The 20,695-nt window shown below is 39.5% G+C and carries 21 protein-coding genes; all 21 read left to right on the top strand.

Annotated features, from left to right (window positions below; genetic code table 11):
- Window positions 1–147: 147 nt before the first annotated feature.
- On the top strand, window positions 148–420 hold the full coding sequence (locus tag C7Y47_RS08510; protein WP_004232618.1) for an HU family DNA-binding protein: 273 nt from the start codon (window positions 148–150) through the stop codon (window positions 418–420).
- Window positions 421–1,213: 793 nt separating this feature from the next.
- Window positions 1,214–1,783: a GTP cyclohydrolase I FolE gene (folE, locus tag C7Y47_RS08505; RefSeq protein WP_132359262.1), complete on the top strand. Its 570-nt coding sequence runs from the start codon at window positions 1,214–1,216 to the stop codon at window positions 1,781–1,783.
- Between the two features lie 63 nt (window positions 1,784–1,846).
- On the top strand, window positions 1,847–2,065 hold the full coding sequence (gene mtrB / locus C7Y47_RS08500; protein ID WP_049666799.1) for a trp RNA-binding attenuation protein MtrB: 219 nt from the start codon (window positions 1,847–1,849) through the stop codon (window positions 2,063–2,065).
- Window positions 2,066–2,474: 409 nt separating this feature from the next.
- A complete protein-coding gene (locus C7Y47_RS08495) occupies window positions 2,475–3,242 on the top strand; it encodes a heptaprenyl diphosphate synthase component 1 (RefSeq protein ID WP_142508376.1) in 768 nt (255 codons plus the stop codon).
- 15 nt (window positions 3,243–3,257) lie between these two features.
- Window positions 3,258–3,962 carry a demethylmenaquinone methyltransferase gene (locus C7Y47_RS08490; protein ID WP_142508375.1) on the top strand — a complete coding sequence of 235 codons (705 nt, stop codon included), beginning with the start codon at window positions 3,258–3,260 and terminating at the stop codon, window positions 3,960–3,962.
- A gap of 19 nt (window positions 3,963–3,981) precedes the next feature.
- Window positions 3,982–4,956 carry a heptaprenyl diphosphate synthase component II gene (gene hepT / locus C7Y47_RS08485; RefSeq protein ID WP_142508374.1) on the top strand — a complete coding sequence of 325 codons (975 nt, stop codon included), beginning with the start codon at window positions 3,982–3,984 and terminating at the stop codon, window positions 4,954–4,956.
- An 87-nt stretch (window positions 4,957–5,043) separates the two neighbouring features.
- On the top strand, window positions 5,044–5,460 hold the full coding sequence (gene ndk, locus C7Y47_RS08480; RefSeq protein WP_142508373.1) for a nucleoside-diphosphate kinase: 417 nt from the start codon (window positions 5,044–5,046) through the stop codon (window positions 5,458–5,460).
- Between the two features lie 655 nt (window positions 5,461–6,115).
- The gene (locus tag C7Y47_RS08475) at window positions 6,116–7,264 is read left to right on the top strand and encodes a thiolase family protein (RefSeq protein ID WP_142508372.1); all 1,149 of its coding nucleotides are present in this window, start codon (window positions 6,116–6,118) and stop codon (window positions 7,262–7,264) included.
- Between the two features lie 15 nt (window positions 7,265–7,279).
- Window positions 7,280–8,041 carry a 3-hydroxyacyl-CoA dehydrogenase gene (locus C7Y47_RS08470; protein ID WP_142508371.1) on the top strand — a complete coding sequence of 254 codons (762 nt, stop codon included), beginning with the start codon at window positions 7,280–7,282 and terminating at the stop codon, window positions 8,039–8,041.
- Between the two features lie 430 nt (window positions 8,042–8,471).
- Complete coding sequence (locus tag C7Y47_RS08465; RefSeq protein ID WP_142508370.1) at window positions 8,472–10,097, top strand: long-chain fatty acid--CoA ligase; 1,626 nt, start codon at window positions 8,472–8,474, stop codon at window positions 10,095–10,097.
- A gap of 247 nt (window positions 10,098–10,344) precedes the next feature.
- Window positions 10,345–10,560: a hypothetical protein gene (locus C7Y47_RS08460; protein ID WP_142508481.1), complete on the top strand. Its 216-nt coding sequence runs from the start codon at window positions 10,345–10,347 to the stop codon at window positions 10,558–10,560.
- Between the two features lie 84 nt (window positions 10,561–10,644).
- Complete coding sequence (locus C7Y47_RS08455) at window positions 10,645–11,415, top strand: CheR family methyltransferase (protein ID WP_142508369.1); 771 nt, start codon at window positions 10,645–10,647, stop codon at window positions 11,413–11,415.
- Window positions 11,416–11,854: 439 nt separating this feature from the next.
- Entirely contained in the window at window positions 11,855–13,036 is a 1,182-nt protein-coding gene (aroC, locus tag C7Y47_RS08450) for a chorismate synthase (RefSeq protein WP_142508368.1), read from the top strand.
- A 1-nt stretch (window position 13,037) separates the two neighbouring features.
- Entirely contained in the window at window positions 13,038–14,129 is a 1,092-nt protein-coding gene (aroB, locus tag C7Y47_RS08445; RefSeq protein WP_142508367.1) for a 3-dehydroquinate synthase, read from the top strand.
- Window positions 14,126–14,494: a chorismate mutase gene (gene aroH, locus C7Y47_RS08440; RefSeq protein ID WP_142508366.1), complete on the top strand. Its 369-nt coding sequence runs from the start codon at window positions 14,126–14,128 to the stop codon at window positions 14,492–14,494. Before aroB ends, aroH begins: the two co-directional genes overlap by 4 nt.
- A 17-nt stretch (window positions 14,495–14,511) precedes the next feature.
- Entirely contained in the window at window positions 14,512–15,612 is a 1,101-nt protein-coding gene (hisC, locus tag C7Y47_RS08435; protein ID WP_142508365.1) for a histidinol-phosphate transaminase, read from the top strand.
- Entirely contained in the window at window positions 15,609–16,706 is a 1,098-nt protein-coding gene (locus C7Y47_RS08430; protein ID WP_142508364.1) for a prephenate dehydrogenase, read from the top strand. Before hisC ends, C7Y47_RS08430 begins: the two co-directional genes overlap by 4 nt.
- A gap of 82 nt (window positions 16,707–16,788) precedes the next feature.
- Window positions 16,789–18,075 (top strand): 3-phosphoshikimate 1-carboxyvinyltransferase, encoded by a 1,287-nt coding sequence (gene aroA, locus C7Y47_RS08425; RefSeq protein WP_142508363.1) that lies wholly within the window; start codon window positions 16,789–16,791, stop codon window positions 18,073–18,075.
- 51 nt (window positions 18,076–18,126) lie between these two features.
- Window positions 18,127–18,351: a hypothetical protein gene (locus tag C7Y47_RS08420; protein ID WP_142508362.1), complete on the top strand. Its 225-nt coding sequence runs from the start codon at window positions 18,127–18,129 to the stop codon at window positions 18,349–18,351.
- Between the two features lie 284 nt (window positions 18,352–18,635).
- Complete coding sequence (locus tag C7Y47_RS08415; RefSeq protein WP_142508361.1) at window positions 18,636–19,904, top strand: tetratricopeptide repeat protein; 1,269 nt, start codon at window positions 18,636–18,638, stop codon at window positions 19,902–19,904.
- A gap of 14 nt (window positions 19,905–19,918) precedes the next feature.
- Window positions 19,919–20,476: a ReoY family proteolytic degradation factor gene (locus tag C7Y47_RS08410; protein ID WP_132359230.1), complete on the top strand. Its 558-nt coding sequence runs from the start codon at window positions 19,919–19,921 to the stop codon at window positions 20,474–20,476.
- Window positions 20,477–20,695: the final 219 nt, after the last annotated feature.

Here is a 20,695-nt window from a genome sequence, read left to right as displayed (position 1 = left end):
ATACGAAAAGTCCTGTTATTTTTGTTTTTTGGGTGAAAAACGCATTTTTTGGTTATAATCATGTATGAATACAGTTGCGTAGCGGTTTTCTATGTGTTAATCTTTTTACAGAATTGGTTCATGACCCTTTGAGAGGAGGTGAATGGTGTGAATAAAACAGAATTAGTAAACTCTGTTGCTGAAGCTGCAGGTCTTTCTAAAAAAGACGCTTCTAAAGCAGTTGAAGCTGTATTTGATACAATTCAAGATGCTCTTGCAAAGGGTGACAAAGTACAATTAATTGGTTTTGGTAACTTTGAAGTACGTGAACGTGCGGCTCGTAAAGGTCGTAACCCACAAACTGGTAAAGAAATCGAAATCGCTGCTAGCAAGGTACCTGCTTTCAAACCAGGTAAAGCGCTTAAAGATGCTGTAAAATAATACACGTCTAGTAGTTACATAGAGCAGTCTTCATGTAAATAACATGGAGGCTGCTCTTTTTAACTTTTTTCAACGGGTATCCAAACATTCGCTTAAATAGAGTCTAAGAACACCCCGACCTTTGGCAATTTAACTGTGCGAAGGCGAAGCTATAGAAACGGAATGACCCACATAATGGTTTTTCCACTAAGAAAAGATGTGAAAGATAGCTAAAAAAGTTAATGTACATAGAAAGATGCAATAAACGAAAGTGTAAGCGTTAGAGATATTATTTGCACAATTTAGGTCCATCACTAAAAATAGAGCTATCTTTGCTAATACCAGAATATTAGTTGATTGGAGTGGAGGCTGGGCGACTCCTTGGGGATCAGCGATAGAGGAACGAAGGCTAAAAGCATCACATCCTGTGATAACGCCTTCGTGACCAACATCGGTGCTGCTGCCGCTTCGCTTTCGCGCAAAAAACATCTGTTGGCCCGAGACCATGGAGCGAGCATTGCGAGTGAAGCGGCTCATCGGACGCCCCCAGGAAGCTTTGCTCTGTGCGAAAGCGTAGTGCTAATGTAGCGGCAGCAACAAAGCGCCCAGCCGGAACGGAAATCAACCTGACGTTATGGTGATGAGCCAAAATTTACAAAACATACTGCTAATTAGAAAGCAATAAGCGGCTATTTTGCTCATATAGCGTTGAATTTCTTTTGAATCAAGTAAGTCGTTTTGCGCTTACCTTTTGGATATGCTACGATGCATAAGGAAATGTGTAATGTACTGATACGCAGGAGGGTTTTTACGGATGTCGAATGTTGATTTATTGAAAATAGAAGAAGCAGTAAAAATGATTTTAGAGGCGGTAGGAGAAGATGTAAATCGTGAAGGTTTACTCGATACACCGAAACGTGTAGCAAAAATGTATGCGGAAATGTTTAGCGGCTTACATGAAGATGCAAAAGATTATTTTAGAACAGTGTTTCATGAAGACCATGAGGAATTAGTACTTGTAAAGGACATTCCGTTTTATTCAATGTGTGAGCATCATTTAGTTCCTTTTTATGGAAAAGCTCATGTTGCATACATACCAAACGATGGCATTGTTGCTGGACTAAGTAAATTAGGACGTGCTGTAGAAACTATTGCTCGTCGACCGCAATTACAGGAACGAATTACTTCCGCTGTTGCAGAGACAATTATGGAAATGCTCTCTCCGAAAGGTGTTTATGTAGTGATAGAGGCGGAGCATATGTGTATGACTATGCGAGGACTTAAGAAGCCAGGATCTAAAACTGTGACATCGGTTGCACGTGGTATTTACGAAGAAGATGAAGTAAAACGGAGAGAAGTTTTATCATTTATTCAAATGTCTTAAATTGAGTGTCTAATTATGTTATGATGGACTAAGAATTTGTCGGATTTAAGGAGTGTACAGACAATGGCACAAGATTATATTGTTATTCAAGCAGAGGAAGATGGCGTACATGTAATCGGTTTAACACGAGGTACAGATACAAAGTTCCATCATTCTGAAAAACTAGATGCAGGCGAAGTTATGATTGCTCAATTTACCGAACATACATCTGCCATGAAAATTCGTGGGAAAGCACAGATTCATACAGCACACGGTGTTATAAATAGCGAAGCTAAAAAGTAATAGAGAGCAATACCATTCAGAAATGCATCGTGTCTATGTAAATTAGTGAGGGCACATATAAATCGACTAGATGTGTAAAACTTAGTAATGGAGTTTTCGATTCAATTCTTTCAGCAGGTGTTAAAGGATCGCTGAAATAGACTAAGAATGCCACGTTCTGTGGCAATTTATCTGTGCGAAAGCGCTTTGTGCAAATACAAAGCCGATTCCGGACGCGATTATGCCGAGGCATAATTGATAGGCAGTTGGATTTCTTCCGTTTTTAACGGGGAAGCTCTTCTGCCTATCATGTTGAATAAAGCAAAAACTTTTTATTCCGAATCGTCGCGTATGCTATAATGACTCAGTAAGCAACCGTTAGGTCATGAAAGGACTAACGTATTTTTGAAAGTGAAATGGAGTAAGGTCTATGAATGCAACATACATTCAAAATTCAATTGCACAATTAAAAACAGAGATTTTCATGGATGTTCGTCATAGAACTTTGCAAAAATACACAGGATTGCCTGTGCTCGATGAAAATCAATTATTTTACTTGTTAGTGCCCTTTTTTAATGGGGAAGAGTGGCAACAAGATGAACGAGAAGCTGCAATCACTGTTGGAATTGTGTACGCAGCTTTAGCAGCGCACGATCATATAAAAGAACTAGATGCCACATCAAAAGAACAGCAGCTAACCGTTTTAGCTGGAGACTTTTATAGTGGCCGTTATTATGAGATTTTAGCGATGTCGGGAAATGTCGCAATGATTTTAAATTTGTCACAAGGAATTGTGGCACGTTGTGAACACCAAATTAAAGTATATGAGGCAGAAAAACGATCAATTGAACAATGGTTTGCCTCAATCACTAACATTGAATCAGGATTAATCTCAAAATTTTTTGAGCTCTATTCATTTAGAGATTATATTCCAATTGTGGAGAAGAGCTTATTAATCTTGCGTTTAGAAAGAGAATTGGCGACATATCAACGTGGGCAAGTATCTTTAATGAGTAAAGTTCTTGAAGAAAGCGCGAGATATGCTGGAGCGACCTATGGCAACGTCATAAAGGACAAAATTATGCAATTAAAAACAGAGCTGTTACAGGAGATAGAAGATGCATCGTTTTTACAAGGTGATGTGAAACAAGCTCTACAAGCACGTGTAGAGGCATCCATTGCTTCTACTAATGGATAAGAGAGGTTTTTCAAAATGGCTAAAACGAAAGAAGAGCACGTGCACGAAGTATTTGAAAGTATTTCGGAAAACTATGACAAAATGAATGGCGTTATTAGTTTCCAAATGCATGTTGGCTGGCGCAATGATACGATGAAGCACATGGCAGTAAAACCTGGAGCGAAGGCTCTAGATGTTTGCTGTGGTACAGCAGATTGGACAATTGCATTAGCCGAGGCAGTTGGTGAAGGCGGAGAAGTAAAAGGGGTAGACTTCAGTAAAAACATGCTGAAGGTTGGTGAAGACAAGGTAAAGCCATACCCACAAATTGAACTAATACATGGAAATGCTATGGAGTTACCTTTCCCAGACAATACTTTTGATTATGTAACAATTGGTTTTGGGCTTCGCAATGTACCAGATTATTTACAAGTTTTAAAGGAAATGAATCGTGTTGTAAAACCAGGGGGAATGGTTGTTTGTTTAGAAACATCTCAATCTGAAATTCCAGGCTATCGACAACTATTCCGTTTTTATTTTAAATATATAATGCCGATATTTGGTAAAATATTTGCGAAAAGCTATAAAGAATATTCTTGGCTACAGGAATCAGCAAATGATTTCCCAGGTATGAAGAAGTTAGCGGCATTGTTTGAGCAGGCAGGTTTAGAAAAAGTAACGTACAAAGCATACAGTGGCGGTGCTGCGGCAATGCATATGGGCTTAAAAAAAGTACGTTAATGGGGGAAGGTTTTCACACGTGGAAAAGATGAAGTTAAAACTACTCTATTCCGATTTGAAATCAGATATCGATATCATTGAACAAGAATTAGAAAAAGCAGTGAACTCTTCTTCAGGTTTGATCAATGATGCTTCTCTCCATTTATTGCAAGCTGGTGGCAAACGGATACGACCAATTTTTGTGTTGCTTGGCGCGAAATTTGGCGTATATGATATCGAAAAGATGAAGGATGTAGCCGTACCAGTAGAGCTTATTCATATGGCATCACTTGTGCATGATGATGTAATTGATGATTCCAATATGCGAAGAGGACGCCCGACGGTCAAATCACAATGGAATAATAGAGTTGCAATGTACACGGGCGATTTTATTTTTGCGCGTGCACTTGAATATATTACAAAGCTTGAAGACCCATTAGTTCATCAAATTTTAGCGCGTACAATGGTTGAAATTTGTAACGGTGAAGTCATTCAAATCGAAGATAAATTTAGATTAGATCAAGGCTTAAAGGATTATTTTAGACGAATCAAACGAAAAACGGCATTATTGATTTCTTCTAGTTGCGAACTTGGTGCAGTGGCAGCAGGTGTCGATCCTAAAACGGTAAGACATTTGAAACGATTTGGCTATTTTGTGGGCATGAGCTTCCAAATTATCGATGATGTTTTAGATATTATGGCAACAGATAAAGAATTAGGAAAGCCAGCAGGTAGTGATTTACTGCAAGGTAATATTACATTACCGATTCTAATGTTAAAAGATGATCCTGTAATGCAACCTTATTTGGCAAAAGTATTTGCAGGCACATTGACGGAGGTAGAACGTCAAAATATGCTGCAGTATGTGCGTAAATCCGACGCGATTGAGCAAGCTAATAAAATGAGTGATAAATATTTGAAAAAGGCATTACAAGAAATAGATGCATTACCAAAACATCCCGTCAAGAAAAAACTACGTGATGTCGCGTTATTTATGGGTAAGCGTAAATTCTAGCTTTTTGTTGTACAAAGGCTCATTTTTTGTTAATATTTATCGGTAGGTGTAAAACCTGTTATACGAATTTAAGGAGTGTTTTAAACAATGGCAATCGAAAAAACTTTTTTAATGGTTAAGCCTGATGGCGTAGAACGTCAAGTAGTAGGAGACATCGTAGATCGTTTTGAACGTCGCGGTTTTGTATTGAAAGGTGCTAAATTAATGGTAATTCCTACAGAATTAGCAGAAAAGCACTATGCAGAGCATGCAGAGCGTCCATTCTTTGGTGAATTAGTTGATTTCATCACTTCTGGTCCTGTATTCGCTATGGTATGGGAAGGCGAAAACGTAATTAAGCTTGCTCGTACAATGATGGGAGCAACTAAACCTGAAGAATCTAACCCAGGTACAATCCGTGGTGACTATGCAACAACTGTTTCTCACAACATCATCCACGGTTCTGATTCACTTGCTTCTGCTGAGCGTGAAATCGCTTTATTCTTCGGTGAAGATTTAGTTTAATTCGCAAACTTAAAAAGCAATCTCAATTTCATTTGAGATTGCTTTTTTTTTGTTCTAAAAGGCGTGCCGGTTAGTTTCATTAAAGTAACAGATAGAATCCATGAATTAAAAATAAAACAGTGGATATAATTTTCTAGATTCATAAATTCATAGATACATATATAGAATTGTTAAATACTTCTTAGTCATGTAAAATAAAAGATAAAATATTCTGATAATTAATGCAGATGTCTTGGAATCGGAAAGGAGAAATAAAGATCTGTTAGCCTAAAATCATCGCATTCATGCGATAACGGCTAACTGACCTGCATCGGTAAAAACGCCACGTCCTGTGGCATTTCCAAAATGACCGACATCGTGTAGGCTCTTATGCTGCTGTCGCTACGCTTTCGCACAAAAAACATATGTTGCTGCCGCTACGTTAGCACTGCGCTTTTGTACAAAAAACATCTGCAGGCCAAAGCACAAAGCCGATTCCGGACGCATTGTTTATCTGCACGACAGCGGTAAATGTTTGCTGTAGCGAAAGCAAAGCGTCAGCTACAATTATGCCTCGGCATAATTGATTAACTTAATAATCAAGAATATATTTCATAACATCTAAATACATTGGATGATAGGAAATGAGAGATGACAGTACAAAGGGGATTTTTTTATGAGAGAAGTTGTGATTGTATCAGCTGTTCGTACAGCGGTTGGCAGGAGTAAAGGGGCATTAAGCGATGTTCGAGCAGATGACTTAGCTGCAGATGTTCTGCAGGAAGTAGTGCAACGAGCAGGTATCAATAAGGATCAGGTGGAAGATGTAATCTTTGGCTGTGTAACGCAAACTGCTGAACAGGGAGCAAATATAGCGCGTACTGCATTGTTAATGGCAGGCTTTCCGGATAGTGTCCCTGGTGTGACAATCGATCGTCAATGTGGCTCAAGTCAGCAGGCTGTACATTTTGCAGCACAGGCTATTTTAGCAGGGGATATGGACATTGTTATTGCTGGTGGGGTTGAAAGCATGACGAGGGTGTCAATGGGTTCTAACATGAAGGGTGCCCATACAGGTAAACGATTACAAGACAACTACACAATTATACATCAAGGGTTATCAGCCGAGAAAATAGCGGAAAAATGGAACTTATCAAAAGAACAGCTAAATAACTATGCTTACAATAGTCATAGACGAGCATTAGCTGCAATTGAGGCGGGCCATTTTAAAAAGGAAATATTGCCTGTCCAAGTTACGCAAGAAGACGGCGTAGTTACAACGTTTTCTGTTGATGAGGGTCCTCGGGCAGAAACGACAGTTGATAAATTGAATGGTCTTAAAACAGTATTCCAGGAAGATGGCGTGATTACAGCCGGTAATGCTAGTCAAATGAGTGATGGTGCCTCAGCGGTAGTTATAATGTCTTTAGAAAAGGCACAAGAGCTTGGCATCCAACCGCTTGCTAAAATTGTTTCAAGAGTTGTTGTTGGCTCAGATCCGACGTTAATGCTAACTGGTCCAATTGAAGCAACTAGACAAGCGCTAAAACGTTCAGGTCTTAAGATAGAGGAAATTGATACGTATGAAGTGAATGAGGCTTTTGCGCCAGTACCACTTGTTTGGTTACATGAAATTGGAGCAGATCCAAATAAATTAAATCCATATGGAGGAGCAATTGCCTTAGGGCATCCATTAGGAGCGTCAGGTACAAAACTGTTAACAACGATGCTATACAGAATGGAACGAGAAAATTTACGTTATGGCTTACTAGCAATTTGTGAAGGTATGGGAATGGCGAATGCCACTATTATTGAAAAAATGTAAAAGGGGTTGTGTTTGATGAATGAAGTAATAGCAGTTGTAACAGGGGGAGCATCTGGTTTAGGAGAGGCGACGGTTCGTAAAATTGTTGCGGAGGGTGGCAAAGCAGTAATTTTTGATCTTAATGACGAACGAGGACATGCACTAGTAGAGGAGTTAGGGAAGAATGTCCAATATGCACGTGTAAATGTCACAAAAGAAGCTGATGTAGCAGCAGGTCTTGAGCAAGCAGTTGCAAGGTTTGGGGCCATTAATGTCACAGTGAATTGTGCTGGAATTGCTGATGCAAGTAAAGTACTTTCAAAGCGTGGTGTACATGCCCTTGATTTATTCGAAAAAGTGATTTCTGTAAATTTAATTGGTACTTTCAATGTTATTCGCCTAGCAGCTGAGAAGATGCAACATAATGAACCAAACGAGGATGGTCAGCGTGGCGTTATTATCAATACTGCATCTGTGGCAGCATTTGATGGACAAATAGGACAAGCAGCATATAGCGCGTCAAAGGGTGGTGTGGCAGCGATGACCTTGCCGATTGCTAGGGAGCTTGCTGAAATTGGGGTACGTGTTATGACTATTGCTCCAGGGTTAGTAGAGACACCAATGTTTGCATCGTTAGCAGAGCCAGCAAGAACAGCACTTGCCCAAATGACACCGTTCCCTAAACGACTTGGGAAGCCATCAGAATACGCGCTATTAGTCGAAAGTATTATCAAAAATGGTTTATTAAATGGTGAAGTAATCCGCTTGGACGGCGCGATTCGTATGCAGCCAAAATAGGGGGAACTTCAAGGTGCTCGCCTCAAACTAAATAAGCTTGGCTGTTCATAGAGCAAAGAGAGAAAGGCTCCTGTGATTACGCATTTGTGAAGCACGGAAGTTAAAAGGTATTTGTCTGCGGCAGCGAGCGAAAAAATAACTTGTTTTATATGGTTCACACCAAGAGTTGTAGATGACTTTTGTTAAAACGTCTACTATGTAAATAAGTTGAGTGGAGTGGGGGCTGGGCGACTCCTTGGGGATTAGCGGTTCATCGGACGCCCCCAGGTAGCTTTGCTCTGCGCGAAAGCGAAGCATCAGCAAAAAAGCGCCCAGCCGGAACGGAAATCAACTACACGTTTTGGTGATGATCCTTTTATATGTAATTATTGGTAGTAGCAGTTAGCCTTGGACGATTCAAAAATTTATATAAACAAAGGGGAGCGTTTCTATGCATATGATGGATACACCTTTATTATTAACAAGTTTTTTGGATCGAGCAGAACGATTTTTTTATGCGAAAAAAATATATTCGCGGACAAGCTCTACATCAATTCACGAGTTTACATATAAAGAATATGTAAAACGAACTCGTATGCTAGCAGATGCCCTTACAAAGCTAGGAATGGAGCGAGGTATGAAGGTAGGTACCTTTGCTTGGAATCACCACCGTCATTTAGAAGCATATTTTGCAGTCCCATGCGCGGGAGCTGTCTTGCATATGATAAATATTCGATTAGCACCTGAGCACATTGCTTATGTTATAAACCATGCAGAAGATGAAATATTACTAATTGATGATAACTTAGTTCCACTTCTTGCACCGATTGTCTCACAGCTTAAATCGGTAAAGTGTTTTATCGTAATGGGAGATGCTGTTGTGCTAGAAAACATCCCATTACCGAATGCTCTATCTTATGAGGCATTACTCGAAGAAGCGAATGAGAATTTTAGATTCCCAGATGATTTAGATGAAAATACACCTGCTGGCATGTGCTACACAAGTGCCACTACAGGAATGCCAAAGGGTGTAGTGTATACGCATCGTAGTATTGTTCTCCATACTATGGCAGCAGGACTCTCCGATAGTATTGCAATAGGCGAGGCTGATGTTTTACTACCTGTTGTACCGATGTTTCATGCGAATGCGTGGGGATTTCCGTTTGCTGGTGTATTATTTGGTGCTACCCAGGTACTACCAGGGCCAATGTTTACTCCACAGCTATTACTTGATTTAATCGAAACATATAAGGTAACACTGACTGCAGGAGTACCGACAATTTGGCTTGGGGTATTGCAGGAGCAACGCAAAAATCCTCGTAATTTGTCTTCGATACGGTTGATTGTATGTGGAGGCTCAGCATCGCCGCTCGGTCTAACTCGTGGCTTTGAGGAGGAACTTAAAATTCCTTACATGACGGGCTACGGTATGACCGAGACATCGCCACTTGTTAGTATATCGACGTATTTAACACATATGCAAGATTATACGATGGATGAAAAAATGGATGTTCGTATTACGCAAGGAATAACAGTACCGCTTATTGAAACACGCGTAGTCAATGAAAACGGTGAAGTCCCTTGGGATGGCAAAACAATGGGCGAATTGACAATTAGGGGCCCGTGGATTGCAGCCGAGTATTATAACGATGAACGAACAAAGGAAGCCTTTAAAGATGGCTGGCTTTACACTGGTGATATTGCTGTAGTGACAGTAGATGGTTATATTAAAATTACAGATCGTACAAAAGATTTAATTAAAAGCGGTGGAGAATGGATTTCTTCAGTAGAGCTTGAAAATGCTTTGATGTCACATCCTAAAGTGTTTGAGGCTGCTGTAATAGCCATTCCCCACGAAAAATGGATTGAACGACCTTTAGCATGTGTTGTACCAAAGCCTGAATATAAGGATTCCATTACGAAATCCGAGCTACTAGAAGTTTTACGATCGCAATTCCATAAAACATGGATTCCTGATGATGTAGTATTTTTAAATGAAATACCGAAAACTTCTGTAGGAAAATTCATGAAGGTGAAATTGCGAGATGATTTAAGGGATTATCGTGTAGAGGTTTAGGAGACTATAAAAAATGAAGGTGGTGACTAACTACCTTCATTTTTTACGTAAAAATATAAGGGATATAGGCTTATACCCATAACGTGGGGTTCCGGCTTTGTACTAGCACAAAGTCTATACGCTATTATGCCGAGACATAATTGATCTAGCTACGTTTAACACATGGTAAAGAGAATATTTTAGCTTTTTTTCCATTTTGCCGTATAATCATTATTAATGAAAGGATGTGGACGTATTGATAGCGGAGATGGGGATTATTGCAGGAGTAGTTATTTGTTTAGCAGGTATTTTTACAGATACACATACAAAAAAACAAAATATTAAATTGAAGGCAATTGAAAAGGAAGTAGAGCTAGAGAAGCTAAGATTAGAAACGTATACGATGGAGACAGAAAAATTACGTCTAGAATTAGAGCAATCCAAAGTGTTATTGTTAGAGGAAAAACAAAACTCAACTAAGTAACTTGGATTACATGTGAAAGACTATTTCAGAAATGGCACTTTTCCGCTATAATGGAAATACGAAGCTAGAGGGGAAGAAGACCGCATGTCTGATTATGAACAATTTATAGAAGGTATAAAGCGCAAAACAGGAATAGATTTAGCGCTATATAAAGAAGCGCAAATGAAAAGACGATTAACATCTCTGTATGAGAAAAAGGGATATCGTAATTTTATGGACTTTCTAAAGGCACTTGAACAAGATCGTGATTTAATGAATGAGTTTTTAGATCGCATGACGATCAATGTTTCCGAATTTTATCGCAATGGGAAGCGCTGGGAAGTGTTGCAGAAAAAAATATTTCCGAAATTACTGCAATCTAATAAGCGTCTGAAAATTTGGAGTGCTGCTTGTTCAACGGGTGAAGAACCCTATTCTTTAGTCATGGTATTATCTCAATTAGTGCCATTATCTCAAATTCAAATCATTGCTACTGATTTAGATGAAAATGTAATTCAAAAGGCGAAATTAGGTGTCTATCCAGAGCGCTCATTAGCAGAAGTGCCGAGTGATATTAAAGCCAAATATTTTGAGCAAGAAGGTTCATTTTATAGGGTCAAGGATGAGATTAAACGTTGTGTGACTTTTAAGAAGCATAATTTGCTTAATGATCATTACGATTCTAATTTTGATTTAATTGTTTGCCGCAACGTGATGATTTATTTTACTGAAGAAGCGAAAGATCAGATTTATACGAATTTTAGTAAAGCATTGCGTAAAGATGGAATTTTATTTGTTGGATCAACAGAGCAAATCTTTAATCCATCTCGTTATGAGTTTGAAGTCGAAGATACATTCTTTTATAAACGAAAATAATTAATAATATGAGAAAAGCATTCGTACAGAGACAATATGAATGTCATGTACATATTTCCGAAGTTTTAGACATAGATGAATCGTGCGCTTTTCGCTTGATATAAGCAAAAAGCGTATTTTTTTAGTTATCTCGCATCTCAGGCAGTAAGACTCCAACCACAAAATTTAACGAAAGCTTAGGTAGGGGATTAACTGATTGGTGAAGACTAACAATTAGTGGAGATGATGAAATTTTTTTCGAACAAATCGTTCAGAATATTCAAATTTAACATTACATCTAAACTAACTTCGAAAACGATAGGAGTTGCTTTCAATGATTCGGAATTTGCGAATCATTAAAATGAGTGTTAAAAGACAATTGCAAAAGGACTGTTTTTTTAGAGAATATATGTTATAGTGAAAAATACATACTTTAGCGAGTTGAAGGGAGAAAGCGTTTATGCGTTACTTAACAGCGGGAGAGTCACACGGACCCCAATTAACAACAATTATTGAGGGCCTACCGTCGCTCTTACCAATTTCAGCAGAAAAAATTAACCACGATTTAAAACGTCGTCAAGGAGGACATGGACGCGGCCGCCGTATGCAAATCGAAACAGATACAGTGGAAGTGGTCGCTGGTGTTCGTCATGGACAAACACTTGGTTCTCCTGTAGCACTCGTAGTCACAAATGATGACTGGAAGCACTGGACAAAAATTATGGGAGCAGAACCTTTAGCAGAAGATGTGAATCCTGAAGATATCAAACGTCAAATTTCACGTCCTCGACCAGGGCATGCAGATTTAGTAGGAGGCATGAAATACGGACACCGTGATTTACGTAATGTACTAGAGCGTTCTTCGGCGCGTGAGACAACTGTTCGTGTAGCAGTAGGTTCTGTTGCTAAAGCGCTATTAAATGAATTAGGCATTTCCATTGTGGCACATGTAACAGAAATCGTTGGTATTAAGGCAGATACTTCCGTAGTGGAAGGAAAATCTGCAGATGAAATTCGTGCCATTGTTGAAGCAGATCCTTGCTATTGCGTTGATCCAGAGGCTTCGGCAAAAATGGTGGAGGCAATTGATGAAGCGAAAAAAGCGGGTGACTCAATTGGTGGTGTTGTTGAAGTCATCGTTGAAGGAATGCCAGCTGGTGTCGGTTCATACGTTCATTATGACCGTAAGTTAGATGCAAAATTAGCAGCTGCCATGTTATCTATCAATGCATTTAAAGGTGTTGAATTTGGAATTGGCTTTGAAATGGCGCGCCGTAAAGGCTCTGAAGTTCATGATGAAATCATTTGGTCAGAGGAAGAAGGCTATACACGTGCAACCAACCGACTTGGTGGTTTAGAAGGGGGAATGTCTACTGGAATGCCAATTGTCGTACGTGGTGTCATGAAACCAATTCCTACTTTATATAAACCGTTGCAAAGTGTAGATATTGAAACGAAAGAGCCATTTAAAGCAAGTGTAGAGCGCTCGGATAGCTGTGCAGTACCTGCAGCATCAGTTGTTGCAGAGCATGTTATTGCCTGGGAAATAGCGAATGCAATATTAGAACAATTCCATAGCGATCAATTACCTCAACTAAAAGCTCAAATCGACGAACACCGTCGTTATACAAAGGGGTTCTAATATGCGAGTACCAGTAGCGACGAAATCGCATCAATATGAGGTTGTCCTTGGTCATAAATTTTTAGTAGAAGCAGTAAAATCATTTGATGATAAGCTTCAAAAAGCGGATAAGCTCATTGTTTTTACGGATGCTAATGTGTGGGCAGCACAAGGAGATTATTTCAAGGCTAATTTCCCTTATCATTTTGAGGTCTTTGTCTTACCAGGTGGTGAGGCATGTAAAACCTTTGAACAATACAATGCAGCGCAAACATTTTTACTTGAACAAAAATGCTCGCGTAAATCATTTGTTTTTGCATTTGGTGGGGGAGCTGTAGGTGATTTAACAGGCTTTGTTGCAGCTACTTATATGCGAGGGGTGCCGTTTATTCAAATCCCAACGACGATTTTGGCACATGACTCAGCAGTAGGTGGTAAAACAGCTATTAACCATCCGCTAGGTAAGAATATGATTGGTGCGTTTTATCAACCTGAGGGAGTTATTTACGATACTGTCTTTATCGAAAGCTTACCTGAACGCGAGGTACGTTCAGGAACAGCAGAAGTGATCAAGCATGCGATGATTTCTAATGCAGCGTGGTTAGAGGAATTAATGGCTGCTGAGACAGTTATTCATTTCACGACCGAAGAATTAGCGAAACAGCTTAGAAAAGGTATTGAAGTGAAGGCGCAAATAGTAGCAGAGGACGAGACTGAGCAATCTGTGCGAAAATTTTTAAATCTAGGCCATACTTATGGGCATGCCATTGAAGCGGCCGCTGGTTATGGAAAAGTAGCACATGGCGAGGCTGTCATGATTGGTCTAGTATATTGTTTATTATTAAGTGAACGATACGGTGAATTAGATCGTAACTTCACTACAGCATTTTTGCAGTTTGCAGTGAAGAATGGCTATCCATTTGAAGCTGTAAAAGAATATTCATTTGAACAGTTAACAGAGTATTTAATGAAAGATAAAAAAGCGGAGTATGGTATTTTACAATTTGTGTTGTTGGAGAAAATTGGTAAACCGTTCGTGCAACCAATTGATTTAGCGGAGTGTAGAGAAGTAGATGCCGAATTCCGACAACTATTAGCGGAGGTGCTTGTATGATTCGTGGACTTAGAGGAGCAATTACAATTGAATCTGACAAGCCAGAGCTTGTATGGAATGAGACAGCAAGATTAGTGCGTGAAGTTGTAGCAACCAATAATGTAGAAATAGATGATATTGCTTCCATATTAATATCTACAACACCTGATATTACGTCAGCATTTCCGGCACGTGCTGTACGGTTAATGGACGGATGGCAATATGTGCCTGTCATGTGTACGCATGAAATGGACGTGCCAAACGCATTACCACTTTGTATTCGTGTATTAATCCATGCAAATGTGGAAGTAGCACAAAAGGATGTAAAACACTTGTATCTCAATGATGCAGTGAAATTAAGACCAGATTTAGCCCAAGCTAAATAATAGAGGAGATGTTTGAGATGAAATGGAAACAACAATTGGACGGTATGCAAGCATATAAGCCTGGCAAACCAATTGAAGAAGTACAACGTGAATATGGCTTACAAGAAGTCGTAAAATTAGCATCTAATGAAAACCCATTTGGGTGCTCACCTAAGGTAACTGCTTATTTACAAAATAATTCAGTAAATCATGCGATCTATCCAGACGGCTATGCGCAAAATTTACGTACAGCTGTTGCAAATCATCTAGGTGTCAAAGAAACACAGCTTCTTTTTGGTAACGGCTCTGACGATATTATTGCAATTATTACTCGTGCATTGTTGTATCCAGGTGTAAACACAGTGATGGCAGACCCATCCTTCTCCCAATACCGGCACAATGCTGAAATAGAAGGCGCAGAGGTACGTAAAGTTCCTTGTATCGAAGGTGCACATGATCTAGATGCAATGGCAGAAGCAATTGATGGTAATACATCGATCGTTTGGATTTGTAGTCCAAATAATCCAACAGGTGTGGTGATACCTGATGTTGAGTTGCGAGCATTTTTAGCTAAGGTTCCAAATGATGTGCTAGTAGTTTTAGATGAGGCATATATCGAATACGTAACGCATCCTGGTCATAAAGATACTCTACCTTTAATAGAAGAGTTTCCAAATGTACTATTAATGCGTACATTCTCAAAAGCATATGGTCTTGCTTCTTTCCGAGTTGGTTATGCAATTGGGCAACCAGAAGTAATTGCAAAGCTTGATCCAGTAAGAGCGCCATTTAATAATACAATTTTAAGTCAAGCAGTTGCGGCAATAGCTTTAAGTGATCAAGAATATATAAATGCTTGCCGTGAAGCAAATGAAAAAGGTAAAAAACAATATATTGAATTTTGTGAGAAACATAATTTAAAATACTTCCCTTCTGATACGAACTTTATTTTCTTTAATACGAATACTGATAGTGATGTTGTTTTCAATGAGCTAATGAAACGAGGTTTTATAGTCCGCAGTGGAAATGCTTTAGGATTACCTGGGTTTATCCGCGTGACAATCGGAACAGAGGATCAAAATGCAGCGTTGTTACGCCACCTTGAAAACGTCCTAAAAGAGCAAGGAGTTTTCGCATGATACGCAACGTGCTTGTTATTGGGCTAGGCCTAATTGGAGGCTCGATTGCATTGGCATTGCAAAAGGCACCAGAAACAAAAATTATTGGCTATGATATGGATCCGAAAACTCGTGAACATGCGAAAACATTAAATATTGTTCATGATATTGTGACAGATCCAAAAGAAGTGGTGGCCGACGTGGATGTAATCATTTTTGGAACTCCTGTCAACGCAACGCTTGAATGGATGGAACAATTAAAAACATGGCCGTTAAAAAATAAAGTCATCGTAACAGATACAGGGAGTACAAAAAAGAAGATTATGCAAAAGGCTGGGGAACTACGTGAGTTAGGTATTACCTTTATTGGAGGACATCCAATGGCAGGCTCACATAAAAGCGGTGTTTTAGCTGCAAAGGCTCACCTTTTTGAAAATGCGTATTATATGCTAACACCGCTCGCCGGTGAAGAAATTGTCAATATGGCACAGCTTGAAAGTCTCTTAAAATTTACACATGCAAAGGTTGTTAGTGTATCTGCTCGTGAGCATGATCATATGACAGCTGTAGTAAGTCATTTTCCGCATGTCGTTGCTGCTTCTCTTGTGCATCAATTGGGCGGAGAAAACGGGGAATATCCGATGACACGCTCACTTGCTGCAGGTGGCTTCCGTGATGTAACGCGTATTGCCTCGTCCAATCCAGTTTTATGGCGAGATATTACATTACAAAATCGAGAAGAGTTAATTGCACAGCTAGAAGGCTGGGAAAAGGAAATGAGTCGTGTGAAGGAGCTGCTTTTCAATGGTAGCTCAGATGACATAGAAACATACTTTGCTGTTGCTAAAGAGCTAAGAGATGAATTACCGATTAGTGCTGGAGCAATGTTCACATCATTTGACTTATATGTGGATGTTCCTGACTATCCGGGGGTTATTTCTGAGGTGACAGGCTTACTTGCAGACGAAGCGATTAGTATTACAAATTTACGTATCGTCGAGTCACGAGAAGACGTTTTCGGGATTCTTGTTATTAGCTTACAAAGTGAAAGTGATCGTGAACGTGCGGCAGCGTGTATACAAAAGCGTGCTAATTACGAAACATATATTTCATAGGCATCCTAGGAAATGCCTATTTAAAAGAAAGCGTCGGCATTACGGCGCTTTCTATCTTCATAATATTGGAGGGAAGAAAACGATGAGTGAAAAAGTATTACAATATGATAAACCTTCCTTACAAGGGACTTTAACGATTCCAGGTGATAAATCTATCTCACACCGTTCCGTTATGTTTGGAGCCATTGCAACGGGTAAAACAACAGTTGACGGCTTTTTATTAGGTGAGGATTGTTTAAGTACAATTGATTGCTTCCGCAAGCTCGGTGTGAAAATTGACGTAGAAGGAACCAATGTATCCATCGACAGCCCGGGTATAGAGGGGTGGCAAGAACCTACAGAAGTACTATATACAGGGAATTCTGGTACAACGACACGCTTAATGCTAGGGATTCTAGCCGGATCTACTGTACATTCAGTAATGACAGGGGATGCGTCCATAGGAAAACGACCAATGCGCCGTGTTATTGATCCGTTACGTCAAATGGGTGCACACATTACTGGAAGGGCAAATGGACAATATACGCCATTAGCCATTCAAGGTACAGCCTTACAAGCTATTGATTACCACATGCCTGTTGCAAGTGCGCAGGTGAAGTCAGCTGTTTTACTTGCTGGTTTACGCGCTGAAGGTACTACAATTGTACGAGAAATGGAAGTATCTCGAGACCATACGGAGAGAATGCTACGTCAGTTTGGTGCACAGGTTGATGAAGTGGATGGTGTTATTTCATTAAAAGGAGGACAAACTTTAACAGGGACACATGTGAATGTGCCAGGTGATATTTCATCTGCGGCCTTTTTCTTAGTAGCAGGGGCCATCTGTGAGGATAGTAAAATAACGCTAGAAAATGTCGGAATTAATCCAACACGGGATGGTATCATCGAAGTGCTTCATAATATGGGCGCATCTATAACACTTATGCCAAATGAAGATAGCCAATCAGAGCCGACGGCAACAATTACAATTGAAACGTCGACTTTAAGAGGCACTACAATTGAGGGAGATATTATTCCTCGTCTTATCGATGAAATCCCGATCCTGGCTTTATTAGCAACGCAGGCAAACGGTAAAACTATTATTAAGGATGCCGAGGAGTTAAAAGTGAAGGAAACAGACCGGATAACGGCTGTTGTGGATGAATTGAAAAAACTAGGTGCTACTATTGAAGCTACTGAGGATGGAATGATTATTGAAGGACCAACTCCATTATGTGGTGCTAGCCTTAAAACCTATGGTGATCATCGTATAGGAATGATGGGTGCTGTTGCAGCACTAATAACAGATGGTGCTGTAACTTTAGATGACGCAGAATGTATTGCTGTTTCTTATCCATCGTTTTTCGAGCATATAGAGGAAGTAAAATAATGTCATATCTTCATTCAGTAGAAGAATCCACCTCTAAAGGTAGTATGATGAATGCTGCTGCAAGCACCTACTGAAATAGAGGAACCCAGTTTAAAACGTCACGTCCTGTGGCAATTTATCTGTGCGAAAGCGACAACAACAACAACAACATACGACTGGGTGACCAACATCGCGCTGCTGGTCTACGGGCACTACGCATTCGCGCAAAAAACATCTGTTGGCCTAAAGCCACCGGCGGATGTCACGGATTTTCAAATAATGAATAAAGTCAGTTAGCCTAAAACCTTTGCATCCTGCGAAAAAGGCTAATTGACCTGGATCGGTAAAAAGCCAAGTTCTGTGGCATTACCGAAATGACTGACATCGTGACGGGCCCTCGTGCAGGCCTGGGCATAATTCAAAATCCGGAAGCATTGTTTATCTGTAGCGAAAGCAAAGCGTCAGCTACAATTACGCCAAGGCGAAATTGATATTTGACTCTCCAAGTCTTTTGGGGAGTTTTTTCTTGTTTCGAGAGAAAATGTTTTGTAGCATAAAGGTATTAATGAAAGAATAGGTGAATGACTGTGAACAATGCGATGACTGAAATGATGCAAGCACTTGAACAAGGGGACTTAGCATTAATTGAACAGCTACTTGAAACATTTTTAACGAAAGAGCTACCTGAGGACATTTATGCGCTAGCTGAAATTTTTATGCAGTATGGATATATGAAGGAAGCTGACCGTGTACTGGAGCATTTACAATTTTTATTCCCAGAAGAGGCACAGTTGAAAATTGATCGTGCAAACGTCTTAATGGAACTTGGCGATGAAGATGAAGCGTTAGATTTTTTATTAGAAGTAGAGGAGGCAGCTCCAGAATATCCTCAAGCATTATTAGTATTAGCGGATTATTATCAAATGCAAGGATTGTTTGAAGTAGCAGAAATGCGCATCAATGAGGCACTATCTATATTACCTGATGAGCCATTATTACAATTTGCTAAAGCGGAGCTTTTATTTGAAACTGGTCGCTTCTTAGAGGCTGCGAGACTATATGAAGAATTATATGAACAACAAGTTGAATTTGCTGGGGTTAGTCTTACTGAACGACTTGCTGAGGTGTATCGTGCAGGAGCTGCCTATGAAACGGCCTTAGATTACTATTTAAAAGCACTGGAAGATGAAGTAAAGCCAGATGTTTTATTTGGTGCAGCGTATTCAGCCTTTCAATCACAAAAATATGAAATGGCCATTAAACAATTAGAGGAATTAAAAGAATTAGACCCGGATTATTTTTCAGCCTATTTATTGCTTGCTGAAAGCTATGCCATGACGGAGGACAATAAAAAAGCATACGCTGCCATTCTGGAAGGATTAAAGCGTGACGAATACGATAAATCCTTATTTTTATTCGCCGGTAAAATGGCTTTAAAAACTGGTTTACCAGCTGAGGGCGAGCAGCATCTACGTGAAGCCATTGCCTTAGATCCTGAATACATGGAGGCAGTATTAGCATTAATCTCCGTGTTGGCACAGCAAGAGCGCCATGAGGATGTAATAGAATTATTTGAAACGTTGCAAAAAAATGATTTTGAATGGAGCACCTTATACCCATTTGCTGCGGTTGCATATGAAAATTTAGAATTGTACGACCGTGCATACGAATTTTACCGTTTGGCATATAATGATTTTAAGGAAGACGCAGCATTTTTAGAAAAGTATGTTTATTTCTTGTTAGAGGAAGGAAAACGTTCAGAAGCTAAAGAAGTGCTCGGTCAATTAATAACTATTCAGCCGGGTGAACTGGAGTGGCAAGAGAAGTTAGAAACCTTAGATTTTGAGTAAAGGAGGGAGTGGGTATGACTGCTTCTGTATCAGTTGTCGATAAAAAAGCATTTGTTAGATGGTTTTTAAAAAATTATCAATTGAAACGTCGTGAGTGTGTATGGATTTTGAATTACTTATTAAGTAACGATGAGTTATTAAAACGAATTCGATTTGTTGAAGAAGCTCACTATTGCCCTAGAGCAATGGTAATGTCAACGGTCGATTCAACAGGAGTGCCGTTTCGTTTTTACAAAGGCAATGTAATGACAGCAGATGCTGAGAAATCCTTCCATGATTTACGTTTACACGAGCATGAAGATATGTATATACAATTGAATTTTCCAAATGTACCACCAAGTGCACAATACTTAGCAGTTCTTGAAGAAAACCCTTATATGCCAGAAGCACTGATTGTTAGTGAAAAAGATCGCTTACTGGCAGAAGAGCTGCTTTCCAACAGCTTACTCGTATTCCAAGAAGAAAAATTACTCGCGCAAATTGATGAAGCCCTCGATCAGGGAAATGAAGAGCGCTTTTATGAATTGTCTAATTTGTTACAAGCTTTAAAGGAAACGGCTAATTTACGTTAGTTATAAGTAAAAATGGAATGTCCTTTATCTACCTCAATATGATAACATAACAAGTGAATGATTGTTTTCACTTTTTATTGGCTATCCTATTTGAAGAGTGGAGAAGGGCATTTTTTTATCTTCATGTAGTGGGGTACCAAACCCAACTGCATGAAGATAAAGCCCCGGCGGATGTCACAGATTTTGAAAGGAAGGATTTGTGCAGGCACAATTCAAAAT

The organism is Lysinibacillus sphaericus (genome assembly GCF_006864135.1).
Classification (GTDB): domain Bacteria; phylum Bacillota; class Bacilli; order Bacillales_A; family Planococcaceae; genus Lysinibacillus.
This window is presented reverse-complemented; position numbering and strand designations above follow the sequence as displayed.

What these genes read in the sequence shown, in the direction of transcription:
- C7Y47_RS08470 (WP_142508371.1), top strand. Translation starts at nt 7,280, where the DNA reads ATGAATGAAGTAATAGCAGTTGTAACAGGGGGAGCATCTGGTTTAGGA.
- C7Y47_RS08430 (WP_142508364.1), top strand. Translation starts at nt 15,609, where the DNA reads ATGATACGCAACGTGCTTGTTATTGGGCTAGGCCTAATTGGAGGCTCG.
- C7Y47_RS08475 (WP_142508372.1), top strand. Translation starts at nt 6,116, where the DNA reads ATGAGAGAAGTTGTGATTGTATCAGCTGTTCGTACAGCGGTTGGCAGG.
- aroB (WP_142508367.1), top strand. Translation starts at nt 13,038, where the DNA reads ATGCGAGTACCAGTAGCGACGAAATCGCATCAATATGAGGTTGTCCTT.
- ndk (WP_142508373.1), top strand. Translation starts at nt 5,044, where the DNA reads ATGGCAATCGAAAAAACTTTTTTAATGGTTAAGCCTGATGGCGTAGAA.
- C7Y47_RS08455 (WP_142508369.1), top strand. Translation starts at nt 10,645, where the DNA reads ATGTCTGATTATGAACAATTTATAGAAGGTATAAAGCGCAAAACAGGA.
- C7Y47_RS08490 (WP_142508375.1), top strand. Translation starts at nt 3,258, where the DNA reads ATGGCTAAAACGAAAGAAGAGCACGTGCACGAAGTATTTGAAAGTATT.
- aroA (WP_142508363.1), top strand. Translation starts at nt 16,789, where the DNA reads ATGAGTGAAAAAGTATTACAATATGATAAACCTTCCTTACAAGGGACT.
- folE (WP_132359262.1), top strand. Translation starts at nt 1,214, where the DNA reads ATGTCGAATGTTGATTTATTGAAAATAGAAGAAGCAGTAAAAATGATT.
- C7Y47_RS08415 (WP_142508361.1), top strand. Translation starts at nt 18,636, where the DNA reads ATGACTGTGAACAATGCGATGACTGAAATGATGCAAGCACTTGAACAA.
- C7Y47_RS08420 (WP_142508362.1), top strand. Translation starts at nt 18,127, where the DNA reads ATGCTGCTGCAAGCACCTACTGAAATAGAGGAACCCAGTTTAAAACGT.
- C7Y47_RS08410 (WP_132359230.1), top strand. Translation starts at nt 19,919, where the DNA reads ATGACTGCTTCTGTATCAGTTGTCGATAAAAAAGCATTTGTTAGATGG.
- hisC (WP_142508365.1), top strand. Translation starts at nt 14,512, where the DNA reads ATGAAATGGAAACAACAATTGGACGGTATGCAAGCATATAAGCCTGGC.
- C7Y47_RS08465 (WP_142508370.1), top strand. Translation starts at nt 8,472, where the DNA reads ATGCATATGATGGATACACCTTTATTATTAACAAGTTTTTTGGATCGA.
- mtrB (WP_049666799.1), top strand. Translation starts at nt 1,847, where the DNA reads ATGGCACAAGATTATATTGTTATTCAAGCAGAGGAAGATGGCGTACAT.
- C7Y47_RS08495 (WP_142508376.1), top strand. Translation starts at nt 2,475, where the DNA reads ATGAATGCAACATACATTCAAAATTCAATTGCACAATTAAAAACAGAG.
- aroC (WP_142508368.1), top strand. Translation starts at nt 11,855, where the DNA reads ATGCGTTACTTAACAGCGGGAGAGTCACACGGACCCCAATTAACAACA.
- C7Y47_RS08460 (WP_142508481.1), top strand. Translation starts at nt 10,345, where the DNA reads ATGGGGATTATTGCAGGAGTAGTTATTTGTTTAGCAGGTATTTTTACA.
- aroH (WP_142508366.1), top strand. Translation starts at nt 14,126, where the DNA reads ATGATTCGTGGACTTAGAGGAGCAATTACAATTGAATCTGACAAGCCA.